This window comes from Jeotgalibacillus salarius, assembly GCF_004405125.1.
Lineage (GTDB): Bacteria > Bacillota > Bacilli > Bacillales > Jeotgalibacillaceae > Jeotgalibacillus > Jeotgalibacillus salarius.
The window spans coordinates 15,192-28,159 of record NZ_SORX01000012.1; the positions used below are offsets into that span (position 1 = coordinate 15,192).

23 protein-coding genes are annotated in these 12,968 nt (G+C 44.6%); all 23 read right to left on the reverse strand.

The genetic code is table 11. The annotated features are described in order from the left end of the window. Positions 1-4: 4 nt before the first annotated feature. Positions 5-808 (reverse strand): energy-coupling factor transporter transmembrane component T family protein, encoded by an 804-nt coding sequence (locus E2626_RS15210; protein ID WP_134382709.1) that lies wholly within the window; start codon positions 806-808, stop codon positions 5-7. Continuing rightward, the gene (locus tag E2626_RS15215; RefSeq protein ID WP_134382711.1) at positions 805-1,665 is read right to left on the reverse strand and encodes an energy-coupling factor ABC transporter ATP-binding protein; all 861 of its coding nucleotides are present in this window, start codon (positions 1,663-1,665) and stop codon (positions 805-807) included. Before E2626_RS15215 ends, E2626_RS15210 begins: the two co-directional genes overlap by 4 nt. Continuing rightward, the gene (locus E2626_RS15220; RefSeq protein ID WP_424955142.1) at positions 1,641-2,477 is read right to left on the reverse strand and encodes an energy-coupling factor ABC transporter ATP-binding protein; all 837 of its coding nucleotides are present in this window, start codon (positions 2,475-2,477) and stop codon (positions 1,641-1,643) included. The genes E2626_RS15215 and E2626_RS15220 overlap by 25 nt, the downstream gene beginning before the upstream one ends. A 616-nt stretch (positions 2,478-3,093) precedes the next feature. After that, positions 3,094-3,474, reverse strand: coding sequence for a 50S ribosomal protein L17 (gene rplQ, locus E2626_RS15225; RefSeq protein WP_134382713.1), 381 nt, complete (start codon positions 3,472-3,474; stop codon positions 3,094-3,096). Between the two features lie 42 nt (positions 3,475-3,516). Beyond that, positions 3,517-4,461, reverse strand: coding sequence for a DNA-directed RNA polymerase subunit alpha (locus tag E2626_RS15230; RefSeq protein ID WP_134382715.1), 945 nt, complete (start codon positions 4,459-4,461; stop codon positions 3,517-3,519). A 163-nt stretch (positions 4,462-4,624) separates the two neighbouring features. Beyond that, positions 4,625-5,014: a 30S ribosomal protein S11 gene (gene rpsK / locus E2626_RS15235; protein WP_134382717.1), complete on the reverse strand. Its 390-nt coding sequence runs from the start codon at positions 5,012-5,014 to the stop codon at positions 4,625-4,627. A 26-nt stretch (positions 5,015-5,040) separates the two neighbouring features. Continuing rightward, complete coding sequence (gene rpsM, locus E2626_RS15240; protein ID WP_134382719.1) at positions 5,041-5,406, reverse strand: 30S ribosomal protein S13; 366 nt, start codon at positions 5,404-5,406, stop codon at positions 5,041-5,043. A gap of 23 nt (positions 5,407-5,429) precedes the next feature. Further along, positions 5,430-5,543 (reverse strand): 50S ribosomal protein L36, encoded by a 114-nt coding sequence (rpmJ, locus tag E2626_RS15245; RefSeq protein ID WP_003156543.1) that lies wholly within the window; start codon positions 5,541-5,543, stop codon positions 5,430-5,432. A 38-nt stretch (positions 5,544-5,581) separates the two neighbouring features. Next, positions 5,582-5,800, reverse strand: coding sequence for a translation initiation factor IF-1 (gene infA / locus E2626_RS15250; RefSeq protein WP_039806323.1), 219 nt, complete (start codon positions 5,798-5,800; stop codon positions 5,582-5,584). A 27-nt stretch (positions 5,801-5,827) separates the two neighbouring features. Further along, positions 5,828-6,073, reverse strand: coding sequence for a KOW domain-containing RNA-binding protein (locus E2626_RS15255; protein WP_341785747.1), 246 nt, complete (start codon positions 6,071-6,073; stop codon positions 5,828-5,830). A 55-nt stretch (positions 6,074-6,128) separates the two neighbouring features. Then, positions 6,129-6,875: a type I methionyl aminopeptidase gene (gene map / locus E2626_RS15260; protein WP_134382721.1), complete on the reverse strand. Its 747-nt coding sequence runs from the start codon at positions 6,873-6,875 to the stop codon at positions 6,129-6,131. After that, entirely contained in the window at positions 6,875-7,525 is a 651-nt protein-coding gene (locus tag E2626_RS15265; protein WP_134382723.1) for an adenylate kinase, read from the reverse strand. The genes map and E2626_RS15265 overlap by 1 nt, the downstream gene beginning before the upstream one ends. A gap of 56 nt (positions 7,526-7,581) precedes the next feature. Further along, positions 7,582-8,883: a preprotein translocase subunit SecY gene (secY, locus tag E2626_RS15270; RefSeq protein WP_134382725.1), complete on the reverse strand. Its 1,302-nt coding sequence runs from the start codon at positions 8,881-8,883 to the stop codon at positions 7,582-7,584. Beyond that, positions 8,883-9,323, reverse strand: a complete 441-nt coding sequence (rplO, locus tag E2626_RS15275) for a 50S ribosomal protein L15 (protein ID WP_134382727.1) — start codon at positions 9,321-9,323, stop codon at positions 8,883-8,885. Before rplO ends, secY begins: the two co-directional genes overlap by 1 nt. Positions 9,324-9,353: 30 nt before the next feature. Further along, positions 9,354-9,536 carry a 50S ribosomal protein L30 gene (rpmD, locus tag E2626_RS15280; RefSeq protein ID WP_134382729.1) on the reverse strand — a complete coding sequence of 61 codons (183 nt, stop codon included), beginning with the start codon at positions 9,534-9,536 and terminating at the stop codon, positions 9,354-9,356. Positions 9,537-9,549: 13 nt separating this feature from the next. Continuing rightward, positions 9,550-10,050: a 30S ribosomal protein S5 gene (rpsE, locus tag E2626_RS15285; protein ID WP_134382731.1), complete on the reverse strand. Its 501-nt coding sequence runs from the start codon at positions 10,048-10,050 to the stop codon at positions 9,550-9,552. Between the two features lie 23 nt (positions 10,051-10,073). Continuing rightward, positions 10,074-10,430: a 50S ribosomal protein L18 gene (rplR, locus tag E2626_RS15290; RefSeq protein ID WP_134382733.1), complete on the reverse strand. Its 357-nt coding sequence runs from the start codon at positions 10,428-10,430 to the stop codon at positions 10,074-10,076. A 33-nt stretch (positions 10,431-10,463) separates the two neighbouring features. Continuing rightward, a complete protein-coding gene (gene rplF / locus E2626_RS15295) occupies positions 10,464-11,000 on the reverse strand; it encodes a 50S ribosomal protein L6 (protein WP_134382735.1) in 537 nt (178 codons plus the stop codon). 31 nt (positions 11,001-11,031) lie between these two features. After that, positions 11,032-11,430: a 30S ribosomal protein S8 gene (gene rpsH / locus E2626_RS15300; RefSeq protein WP_039806304.1), complete on the reverse strand. Its 399-nt coding sequence runs from the start codon at positions 11,428-11,430 to the stop codon at positions 11,032-11,034. A 30-nt stretch (positions 11,431-11,460) separates the two neighbouring features. After that, positions 11,461-11,646 carry a type Z 30S ribosomal protein S14 gene (locus E2626_RS15305; protein WP_053217608.1) on the reverse strand — a complete coding sequence of 62 codons (186 nt, stop codon included), beginning with the start codon at positions 11,644-11,646 and terminating at the stop codon, positions 11,461-11,463. 24 nt (positions 11,647-11,670) lie between these two features. Then, positions 11,671-12,210: a 50S ribosomal protein L5 gene (gene rplE, locus E2626_RS15310; RefSeq protein WP_041120842.1), complete on the reverse strand. Its 540-nt coding sequence runs from the start codon at positions 12,208-12,210 to the stop codon at positions 11,671-11,673. 26 nt (positions 12,211-12,236) lie between these two features. After that, positions 12,237-12,548, reverse strand: a complete 312-nt coding sequence (gene rplX / locus E2626_RS15315) for a 50S ribosomal protein L24 (RefSeq protein ID WP_134382737.1) — start codon at positions 12,546-12,548, stop codon at positions 12,237-12,239. 37 nt (positions 12,549-12,585) lie between these two features. After that, complete coding sequence (rplN, locus tag E2626_RS15320; protein WP_134382739.1) at positions 12,586-12,954, reverse strand: 50S ribosomal protein L14; 369 nt, start codon at positions 12,952-12,954, stop codon at positions 12,586-12,588. Positions 12,955-12,968: the final 14 nt, after the last annotated feature.

Here is a 12,968-nt window from a genome sequence, read left to right on the forward strand (position 1 = left end):
CTCCTTAAATCCAAAAACGGAATGCTGTGAGTGCTCCTGCCAGGATGATAAGTGACAGCAGCGCAAGTGTATCACGCGCCTGCCAGACCAGCAGACGATACTTCGTTCTGCCTTCTCCACCACGATATCCGCGAACTTCCATGGCAGTAGCCAAATCCTCTGCACGCTTGAATGCATTGACAAAGAGCGGAATCATCAGCGGCACAATCGCTTTCACACGATCCTTAAGCGGTCCGCTCGACATATCCGATCCGCGTGCCATTTGTGCTTTCATAATTTTATCCGTCTCATCCATTAAAGTCGGAATAAAGCGCAGTGCAATTGACATCATCAGTGCCAGCTCATGTGCCGGAAACTTTATTTTTTTCAACGGATTCAGCAGACTTTCAAGACCGTCTGTAATTGAAATTGGTGTTGTTGTCAGTGTCAGTAGTGATGTCATAAAGACCAGCAATGTAAATCTCATTGAAATAAAGAATGCCTGACGGATCCCTTCCTCATAGATCTTAATAAATCCTAACTCCAGCACGATATTCCCTTCACGGGCAAAAAACAGCTGTAAGAGGAATGTAAATGCGATTAAGATCATAACGGGTTTTAACCCGCTAATTAAAAACCTTAGTGAAAGACCGGACAGTTTGATGCTGGCATAAGTAAACACTGCCGCAATCAAGTATCCCCACACATCGTCTGCGATAAAAATGATCGCAATAAATGCAAAAACAAAGATCAGCTTTGCTCTCGGGTCCATTCTGTGAGCAATTGAATCAGCCGGAATGTATCGACCGAAAATCATTTTTTCCATCATGACAGGCCGCCTCCCTGCTTCAGCATCTCGGCAAGCTCATCCATTGTGAGACAGACTTTCGGGAACGTTTTCCCGCTTTTCGCTTCAAGCATCCGCTGGAATTTAACAACTTCAGGAATACCAAGCCCCCACTCACTGAGTCTTTCTGCATCACTGAATAATTCACGCGGAGGCGCTTCATGTACTTTTCTTCCTTTATGCATGACAACTACTTTATCTGCATAGCGTGCAGCGTCTTCCATGCTGTGTGTAACAAGAACAAGTGTAATGCCGCGCTCTTTGTGAAGCCGGTAAAACATCTCCATCATTTCGCGTCTGCCGCGGGGGTCAAGACCCGCAGTAGGTTCATCCAGCACAAGGACTTCAGGCTCCATTGCAAGCACGCCTGCAATCGCTACACGTCGCATCTGCCCTCCTGATAAATCGAATGGAGATTTTTCAAGCACATCTTCAGGCATGCCAACTTCCTTTAACCAGTATGCTGCACGCTTCTTCGCTTCTTTTTCTGAGACGCCGAAATTCATCGGCCCATAGCAAATATCCTTCATAACCGTTTCTTCAAACAGCTGCTGTTCAGGGAATTGAAACACGATCCCAACTTTTTCACGGATTGGCTTTAAATCTTTTTCTTTACGACCCGATTTAACAGTCCGGTCGCCAATCTTTACGCTGCCTGACGTCGGCTTTAACAACGCATTCAAATGTAATAGTAATGTAGATTTCCCTGAGCCTGTGTGACCGATAATTGCAGTACATTGACCTTCAGGAATCTTAAAGCTCACTTCTTCCACTGCTTTTTTTTCAAATGGAGAATTCGCCGCATAGCGGTATTCTACTTGCTCAAGAAGGATGTCCATAGTTCATTCACCAACTCTTCTTCCGTCAAAGGCTTTCGCTCAAGCGGAATTCCTTTTTCGTTTAGTACGTGCGCCATTTTTAAAGGGAATGGCAGGTCTAACCCAAGTGCCACAAGCTCCTGGCCAAGTGCGAAGATTTCCTCAGGGGTTCCTTCACGGTAGACTTCTCCCTGGTTCATGACAATGATACGATCTGCTTTTGCAGCTTCTTCAAGGTCATGTGTAATCGACAGCACCGTCATATCTTCTTCTCTTTTAAGCTCTCTGACAAGCTCAATCACTTCAGCACGGCCTGCAGGATCAAGCATAGATGTTGCCTCATCAAGAATAATGATGTCCGGCCTCAGCGCAAGGACGCTCGCCATGGCTACACGTTGCTTCTGTCCGCCAGACAAATGGTGCGGTTCCTGATCCAAAAAGTCATCCATCTTTACTTGCTTCAAGGCAGTCTGCACACGCTCCACCATGACTTCCTGTGGAATCCCGTGATTTTCAAGCCCAAATGCTACGTCGTCCTGAACAGTCGTCCCGACAAACTGATTATCAGGGTTTTGGAACACCATTCCAATATGCCGGCGCGTATCCCAGACTGTATCCTTATTTAATTCAATATCTGCAATCGTTACATACCCCTGTTCCGGAAAATAAAGGCCATTCATCAGCTTAGCGAGCGTAGATTTGCCTGATCCATTATGGCCGACAATGGCTGTCCACTCTCCTTCTTTAACTGAAATAGACACATTCTTTAATACTTCTATCTCGGTTCCGGGATATTTAAAAGTAATATTTTGCAGTGAAATCATATTGCGCATGATACCGGAACTCCTTTCAACTATTCTCTGCTCTGCCGGATGGTTAAAAAGGTTTTCATTTAAGAATCGCTGCTGATTTCCGTGCAGGGCTTCGCTTTCCGCGGACGAACGTTCGAGCCTCCTCGGGCAGAAGACCACTGCACTCCAATCAGCAGCTGAGTTTTAATTAAAGGGTACTTGCTTTTAAAATGAAATAGCTAAGACAGTTATATAGATTATTAAAAATCATATTCAGAAAATTGATCGTAGCGGATGGCGGTGACTCCAGCGCAAGGAGGCTCACCGCTGGCTGCGCGGAAAGCATCCGCCTGGAGCGAAGATCAATTCTCGTTTATTTTCACTGATAAAATTTTTATACTAAACTTCATCAAACTCTCCTGGAGTTTAACATAGCTTAATACAAAAAAAGCGCGCACCTCATTCAAGGAAATGCGCATGTTTTTTCAAACTTATAGATTTCCGTATCCATTGTGACGATGGATGAATGAGGTGCTTAGAGCTAGACGGGACAGGCGAACCTGCCCATCGTAGCGCTCTGCTTTTTGCGTGTCGTATGAATCGTTAAACAAAGAGGGCGAGAGCAGTTAGGCTCCGCCCTCTCAGTGTGTAGATCGAATTATACTAATTCGATGATTACCATTGGCGCGCCGTCTCCACGACGAGGACCAACTTTCATGATACGAGTGTATCCACCTTGACGCTCAGTGTAACGAGGTGCTACATCGTTGAAAAGCTTTTGAAGAGCATATACTGTTGACTCTTCGCCTTCTTCGTTCTTAACAGTTGCCTGGTCACGACGGATGTAAGCAGCTGCCTGACGACGTGCGTGCAGGTCACCACGTTTACCGAGAGTGATCATTTTTTCTACTGTAGAGCGAAGTTCTTTAGCGCGAGCTTCAGTTGTTTCAATACGTTCGTTGACGATAAGGTCCGTTGTAAGGTCACGTAGAAGTGCTTTACGCTGAGAGCTTGTACGTCCTAACTTTCTGTAAGCCATGAAGGGTTCCCTCCTTTATTAAAATTCTGTTCTATTGGTCAATCAGTCTTCTTTACGAAGGCCTAACCCAAGTTCATCTAATTTAGCCTTAACTTCTTCAAGGGATTTACGTCCAAGGTTACGCACTTTCATCATATCCTCTTCTGACTTGTTAGCCAGCTCCTGGACTGTGTTGATTCCTGCACGTTTCAGGCAGTTATAAGATCTCACAGACAGATCAAGCTCTTCGATTGTCATCTCCAATACTTTCTCTTTCTGATCTTCTTCTTTTTCTACCATGATTTCTGCATTTTGCGCTTCATTGGTTAATCCAACGAATATATTAAGGTGTTCAGTCAGAATCTTAGCACCCAGAGCAACAGCTTCTTTCGGGCCAATGCTTCCGTCTGTCCAGACATCAAGTGAAAGTTTATCAAAGTTAGTCAGCTGACCAACACGAGTGTTTTCAACTTGATAGTTTACACGGGAAACAGGTGTGTAGATTGAATCAACTGGAATCACACCAATTGGTAAGTCTTCACGTTTGTTCTGGACTGCTGGTGTGTAACCGCGTCCTCTTGATGCAGTTAAACGCATGCGAAGGTGACCGTTTTTCCCAACTGTTGCAAGGTATAGATCCGGGTTAAGAATCTCTACATCGCTGTCGTGAGTAATATCGGCTGCTGTTACCTGACCATCACCCTGAACATCGATTTCCAATGTTTTTTCTTCATCTGAATAGATCTTCAATGCCAGTTTCTTGATATTCATTACAACTGTTGTAACATCTTCTACGACGCCTTCGATCGTTGAAAATTCATGCAGTACACTATCAATCTGAATTGACGTTACGCCTGCACCAGGAAGTGAAGATAACAGGATACGACGCAAGGAGTTACCCAAAGTTGTCCCATATCCACGTTCAAGTGGCTCTACAACGAATTTTCCGTACTTGGCATCATCGCTGATCTCAACAGTTTCAATTTTTGGCTTTTCAATTTCGATCATTCAAATTTACCCTCCTTCAAAACGTCGAAACCCCGGAAAGGTATTCCGAAATTCCCCATGTTTACGGTTCCCATTGTACTTTACAACTGGATTTATCTTTTCTGTAAGAAGGAAACTGCCTCTTCCAGTATTGACCAGAATCAGCTGATCTTATACAGAAAAATTAAACACGACGACGTTTTGGCGGGCGGCAGCCATTGTGAGGCACTGGCGTCACGTCTCTGATTGCCGTTACGTCAAGACCTGCAGCTTGAAGTGCGCGGATAGCCGCTTCACGACCTGCACCAGGACCTTTTACTGTTACTTCTAGCGTTCTTAGTCCGTGTTCCATTGAAGCTTTAGCTGCAGTTTCTGCTGCCATTTGAGCTGCGAATGGAGTTGATTTACGAGATCCACGGAATCCAAGTGAACCAGCACTTGACCATGCAATTGCATTACCCTGTGTATCTGTAATCATCACGATTGTGTTGTTAAAAGTTGAGCGGATGTGTGCGATACCAGATTCGATATTCTTTTTCACACGACGCTTACGAGTTTGTTGTTTACGTGCCATTGTAGGAAGTAACCTCCTTTACCTAATTATTTTTTCTTGTTCGCTACAGTCTTACGAGGACCTTTACGAGTACGTGCGTTATTCTTCGTGTGCTGTCCTCTTACAGGAAGACCGCGACGGTGGCGAAGACCACGGTATGAACCGATTTCCATTAGACGCTTAATGTTAAGTGACGTTTCACGACGAAGGTCACCTTCCACTTTATAGCTGTCAAGTGTTTCACGGATTTTGTTAAGTTCATCTTCAGTCAGATCGCGAACGCGAGTGTTTTCAGAAACACCAGCTTCTTTAAGGATTTGACCTGCAGTTGATTTACCGATACCAAAGATATACGTTAGAGAAATCACAACGCGCTTATCGCGAGGGATATCTACTCCAGCAATACGTGCCATTTACATGAGCACCTCCTTCTTTATTAGCCTTGTTTTTGTTTGTGTTTAGGATTTTCGCAAATCACCATTACTTTACCTTTTCTGCGGATGACTTTGCACTTTTCGCAGATTGGCTTAACAGATGGTCTGACTTTCATCTTATCTAAACCTCCTTAGTGGTTCGGAGTGCAAAAGATTATTTGTAACGGTAAGTGATACGGCCGCGAGTAAGGTCATATGGAGATAACTCCACTGTGACTCTGTCGCCTGGCAGGATTCGAATGAAGTGCATACGAATTTTGCCGGACACATGTGCTAGCACCGTGTGACCATTTTCTAATTCTACCTTAAACATTGCATTAGGCAAAGTTTCAGCAACGGTGCCTTCAATTTCGATAACATCGTCTTTCGCCATCGAACAAATCTCCCTTCTTTATCAATCTTACAGAGTGCCGACAAATGCAGTAACTGCATGACGCAGCTTGCCGTTCGTCACACGCCCTGTTTCGGATATACTATTTTGAACTTCAGGGGATACATAGTCGCATGAAGTCAAATGATGGATGTTTTTCTTTTTCGGCCGGTCAAACTTCCGGTTTTCACCGTCCGCAATTAAAACAAACTTTTCATCTAACCGATGAATGACAACCGCATATACACCGGTATCGCGGCCCTTGTTCACCTGCACAATTTGCCCTATCCCGGGGGGCGAATCGGATTCAAACAAAAAGGATCACCTTCAATCAGGTTCTTGTCAGGATTTCGTAACCATCTTCCGTGATCGCAATTGTGTGTTCAAAGTGCGCACACATTTTACCATCAACTGTTACGACTGTCCAGTTATCAGCAAGTGTCTTGACATAGCGACTTCCTGCATTCACCATCGGTTCAATCGCTAGTACCATGCCGGGCTTCAGGCGAGGTCCTTTATCAGGTGGACCAAAATGAGGAATTTGCGGTGCCTCATGTAAGTCTTGCCCTACACCGTGCCCCACATACTCCCGTACGATTGAAAAACCGTTTTCTTCAGCATACGTTTGAACAGCATGAGAGATGTTCGATAGACGAACACCCGGTTTAGCTTCTTCCAGGCCACGGTAGAGTGATTCTTCCGTAACCTCAAGCAGCTTCTGTATCTCTGACGGAATCGTTCCTACAGGATAAGTCCAGGCTGAGTCACCGTGATAGCCTTTGTACTTTGCGCCAATATCAATACTGATAATGTCGCCGTCTTTCAGCTTTCGGCTACCTGGGATTCCGTGTACGAGCTCATCGTTAACAGATGCACAAATGCTTCCACTAAAACCGTTGTATCCTTTGAAGGATGGAACCGCGTCATGCTGACGGATAAACCGGTCAGCAATCTCATCAAGTTCCTTCGTTGTGATACCAGGCACTATATGCTTTTGCAGCTCCTGATGGGTTAACGCAACGATCTTGCCTGCTTCGCGCATGATCTCAATCTCGCGAGGAGTCTTGCAAATGATCATTAGCGAAGGCCCCCAAGCAATTCATCAACGTCAGTGAATACCTTATTGATATCCTGCTGGCCGTCAATGTCTTTCAACACACCTTTTTGACTGTAAAAGTCGAGAAGCGGCTGAGTTTGCTTCATATTAACATCTAAACGATTTTGTACAGTTTCAGGCTTGTCATCTTCACGCTGGTATAGTTCTCCACCGTCTTTATCACATACGCCTTCAACTGCAGGAGGATTGAATACTGTGTGATACGTCGAACCGCAGGTCTTACAAATCCAGCGGCCGGTAAGACGCGTCATCAGTTCTTCTTTTTCCACCTTAATGTTTAGAACATAGTCAAGTTCTTTGCCAAGATCTTTGAGTAATGCATCAAGCGCATCGGCCTGTGCCACTGTTCTCGGGAATCCATCTAACAGAAACCCTTCTTGGCAATCATCTTTGCTTAATCGTTCACGAACAATACCGATCGTTACTTCGTCCGGTACCAGGTCTCCCTGATCCATGTACGATTTCGCCTTCAATCCAAGTTCCGTACCGTTTTTGATTGCTGCACGGAACATATCCCCTGTTGAAATGTGGGGGATATTATATTTTTCAATAATTCTTTCAGCCTGAGTGCCTTTACCAGCACCAGGTAATCCCATTAAAACAATATTCACAAGTAAGCCCCCTCATTTACGATGGGCTTCAGGGCTCGCACCCCAAAACCATGTGATTATCTCATGAACCCTTTATAGTTCCGTTTCACCAGCTGTGCTTCAAGCTGCTTCATTGTTTCAAGCGCAACCCCTACAACGATCAATAGGCTAGTACCGCCGATTTGAACCGATTGTGGAAGGCCTGCTAGATTAATGAAGAAAATCGGCAGGATTGAAATTACTGAAAGGAAAATCGCACCTACGAATGTTAAACGGTAAAGAACGCTTGTCAGGTAATCCTGAGTCGCTTGTCCAGGACGGATTCCTGGAATATAACCACCTTGTTTTTTAAGGTTTTCTGCCATATTCTCCGGATTCACCTGAATGAATGCGTAGAAATACGTGAACGCAACGATCAGTCCAACGTAAATCGTCATACCGATTGGTTGTGTGTAATCAAACACTTCCTGAATCGTTGTTGTAATGTTGTTCTGACCAAAGAAAGTAACGAGTGTCTGCGGTGTGATAATAAAGGAAATCGCGAAGATGACCGGAATTACCCCTGCAGCATTCACTTTCAATGGAATGTGTGACGACTGTCCGCCCGTTGCCGGTGCATTCTTGCCGCCTACACGTTTTGCATACTGAACTGGGATCTTACGCAATGCCTGCTGGACGAAAATTACGCCAACTGTAATTGCAACAATCGCCAATGCCAGTAATAACAGAACGACGATGTTAAGGAAAAGCTGTTCCCCGGCACCCTCAATCTGCTGTGCATATAACTGATTAACGCCATTAGGAATAGCGGCCACGATACCCGCAAAGATAATGATAGAAATACCATTTCCAACACCCTTTGCTGTGATCTGCTCTCCTAACCACATTAAAAAGGCTGTCCCGGCTGTCAGTACGATTGCAATAAGCATGTACGTTGTAATCGAAGTATCAGGAATCAATGATCCGCCATACATTCGATTGAAGCCATAAGACATTCCGATTGCCTGGATAAATGCCAGAACAATCGTAAAGTAACGTGTAAACTGAGTCAGCTTACGACGTCCAACATCTCCCTGTTTGGACCACTCAGCAAATTTCGGAACAACGTCCATTTGCAAAAGCTGTACAATGATGGAGGCCGTGATATACGGCATAATGCCCATCGCCAGGATCGAGAAGTTAATTAATGCTCCACCGCCGAATGTATTCATAAATCCGATCAGGCCGGCCATTTCATCCTGTGCCTGAAGAACTTGTGCATCTACACCCGGTACCGGGATGAAAGTTCCGATCCTAAAGACCACCAACATTAAAAGGGTGAAAATAATTTTATTTCTTATATCACCCACGCGCATAAAATTGGAGATTGTCCGAAACATTAAACCACCTCAGTTGTTCCGCCGGCAGCTTCAATTGCTTCTTTAGCAGCAGAAGAGAATTTGTGAGCTTTAACAGTCAGCTTCTTCTCTACGTTACCTTTAGCAAGAATTTTGATTCCTGCTAATTCCTTGCTTACTACACCAGTTTCGATTAGAAGTTCCGGTGTTACTTCCGTACCTTCGTCAAAACGATTAAGTGTGTCCAGATTAACAATCGCAAATTCCTTGCGGTGGATGTTTGTAAATCCACGCTTTGGAAGACGACGTGCTAATGGGTTCTGACCACCTTCAAAGCCTGGTCTTACGCCTCCGCCTGAACGAGCGTTTTGACCTTTGTGGCCTTTACCTGAAGTCTTACCATTACCAGAACCGATTCCGCGTCCAACGCGATTGCGCTCTTTGCGAGATCCTTCTGCAGGTTTTAACTCATGAAGTTTCATAGTGGCACCTCCTTGTTGATAAACATCAAATTAGATTTCTTTAACTGATAACAGGTGAGACACTTTATTGATCATGCCGCGGATAGCTTCGTTATCCTGCTGCTCAACAGTCTGGTTAGTCTTACGAAGACCAAGAGCCTGTACTGTTGCGCGCTGATCTTTACTGCGTCCGATCACGCTGCGAGTGAGGGTAATTGCTAGTTTATTTGCCATCACTTATCCCTCCTTATCCTAACAGTTCTTCCACTGACTTACCACGTAGCTTAGCAACGTCTTCCGCACGCTTAAGCTGCTTAAGGCCGTCAAGAGTGGCGCGAACCATATTGATTGGTGTGTTAGAACCTAGTGATTTTGAAAGAATGTCGTGGACACCTGCAAGTTCTAGTACCGCACGAACTGGTCCACCAGCGATGATTCCTGTACCAGGAGATGCTGGTTTGATTAAGATTGAGCCTGCTCCGAAGCGGCCTGTAACAAGGTGAGGAGTTGTTCCTTCAACCATTGGTACTTCAATCAGGTTTTTCTTAGCGTCTTCGATTGCTTTACGGATTGCGTCAGGAACCTCTTGGGCTTTACCTGTACCGAAACCTACATGGCCATTCTTGTCTCCTACTACTACTAGAGCAGTGAAACGGAAGCGGCGACCACCTTTAACAACCTTAGCGACACGGTTAATCGTAACTACGCGTTCTTCAAGTTCAAGTTTGTTTGGATCAATGCGACGCATCTGGATTGTCCCTCCTTTTTCTATTAAAATTCAAGTCCATTTTCACGTGCAGCTTCAGCAAGAGCTTTCACGCGGCCGTGGTAAAGATATCCTCCACGGTCAAATACGACTGATTTCATTCCTTTTTCTACTGCGCGTGTAGCGATAGATTCGCCAACTTTTTGTGCAGCCTCGACGTTTCCGCCACTTTCAATCCCAAGCTCTTTCGAAGATGCTGCAGCTAGTGTTACGCCATTTGCATCATCGATAAGCTGAGCATAGATGTGCTTGTTTGAACGGTAAACATTCAAACGCGGACGAGATTCAGTTCCCGTGATCGTTGTACGAACACGCGCATGACGTTTTTTACGTACCGCATTCTTGTCAACTTTAGTAATCAATCAAGGTCACTCCTTTCATGCGCCTAAGCGGCATTATTTACCTGTTTTACCTTCTTTACGACGAACATATTCGCCTTCATAACGGATCCCTTTACCTTTGTAAGGCTCTGGTGGACGTACGTCACGGATGTTTGCAGCTAGTGCGCCTACGCGCTCTTTGCTTGCGCCTTTGATTGTAACCTTCGTATTAGAAGGAACTTCGATTTCGATTCCTTCTTCAGGTGTAATCTCAACTGGGTGAGAGTATCCTACGTTAAGAACAAGTTTGTTACCTTGTTTTTGTGCACGATAACCAACCCCGATAAGTTCAAGTGTACGTTCAAATCCTGTAGATACACCCTGGATCATGTTGTTCAGGATCGCACGAGTTGTACCGTGGATTGTACGGTGTTCTTTAGAGTCTGAAGGGCGGACAACTGTTAAAGTGCTGCCTTCTTGCTCGAATTTCATTTCTGAGTTAAAAGTGAATGAAAGTTCACCTTTAGGTCCTTTTGCAGTAACAGTTGAACCATCAAAGTTTAACGTTACGTCAGCAGGTACCTCAATTGGTTTTTTTCCTACACGAGACATTTTGTTGCACCTCTCTTTCGATTAAAAGATATTACCAGACGTATGCTAGAACTTCTCCGCCAACTTGCTTAGCGCGAGCTTCTTTGTCAGTTACAACGCCAGTTGAAGTAGATACGATTGCAATTCCAAGGCCGTTCAGTACGCGCGGAAGCTCATCAGCTTTTGCGTATACGCGAAGACCAGGTTTTGAAATACGCTTAAGGCCAGTGATAACACGCTCATTGTTTGCACCATACTTGAGGAAGATGCGAATGATACCCTGCTTGCTGTCCTCGATATATTCAACGTCACGGATGAAACCTTCACGCTTAAGGATTTCTGCGATTTCTTTCTTCATGTTAGAAGCAGGTACCTCTAGCTTCTCGTGACGAACTTGATTCGCATTACGGATGCGAGTCAGAAGATCTGCGATTGGATCTGTCATTGTCATATTAATTTACCTCCTTCCCAAAATCGGGTATTACCAGCTGGCTTTCTTAACGCCAGGAATTTGACCCTTGTATGCTAGTTCACGGAAACAAATACGGCAAAGCTTAAATTTGCGTAGTACTGAGTGTGGACGTCCGCAACGTTCGCAACGTGTATACTCTTGTACTTGGAATTTTTGCTTGCGTTTTTGTTTCGCAATCATTGATTTTTTAGCCACGTTTACGCCTCCCTTTTGTAGAGATTACTTTTGGAATGGCATACCGAATTGTGTCAGAAGCTCACGAGACTCTTCGTCTGAGTTAGCTGTCGTTACAATTACGATGTCCATGCCACGTACTTTGTTCACTTTGTCATAATCGATCTCTGGGAAGATAAGCTGCTCTTTAACACCAAGAGTGTAGTTACCGCGACCGTCGAAAGACTTTTTAGATACACCGCGGAAGTCACGTACACGTGGTAGAGAAACAGAGATTAGCTTGTCTAGGAAGTCGTACATACGCTCGCCGCGAAGTGTAACTTTCGCACCGATTGGCATACCTTCACGAAGACGGAAGCCTGCGATAGATTTCTTAGCTTTAGTAATCAAAGGCTTTTGACCAGTGATTGTTGTAAGCTCCTCAACTGCTGTATCTAGTGATTTAGTGTTTTGAACTGCTTCACCAACACCCATGTTGATTACGATTTTTTCGATTTTTGGCACCTGCATTACTGAAGTATAATCAAACTTCTTAACTAGAGCAGGTGTGATTTCACTGTTGAACTTTTCTTTTAGGCGGTTCATGCTTGAGTACCTCCCCTCTTCATTAACTATTTATCTAAAGATTCACCTGATTTTTTAGCAATACGTACTTTCTTACCGTCCTCAACTTTATAACCAACACGTGTCGGTTCGTTTGTTTTCGGATCGATCAGCATCACGTTTGATACGTGAATAGCTGCCTCCATGTTGGAGATTCCACCTTGTGGATTCATTTGTGAAGGTTTCGAATGTTTCTTTACAATGTTCACACCTTCAACAACTACGCGGTCACTCTTTGGAGAAGTAGCAAGAATTGTACCAGTCTTACCTTTGTCTTTTCCGGAAATAACCATTACTTTGTCGCCTTTTTTAACGTGCATCCTGTCGCACCTCCTTGATACGGTGGTTGATTATCAATTAAAGAACTTCTGGTGCTAGAGAAACGATCTTCATGAAGTTGCTGTCACGAAGCTCACGAGCAACCGGTCCGAAGATACGAGTTCCACGAGGGCCTTTGTCGTCACGAATGATGACACAAGCGTTCTCATCGAACTTGATATACGTACCATCTTTACGACGAACACCGCTCTTTGTGCGAACAACTACTGCTCTCACAACTTCACCTTTTTTAACAACGCCTCCTGGTGTTGCTTGTTTCACTGTGCAGACGATCACATCACCAATATTAGCAGTCTTACGGCCTGAGCCTCCAAGAACTTTAATGGTTAACACTTCACGTGCGCCAGAATTGTCAGCTACTTTTAAACGTGATTCCTGTTGAATCATGTAGGTTACCTCCC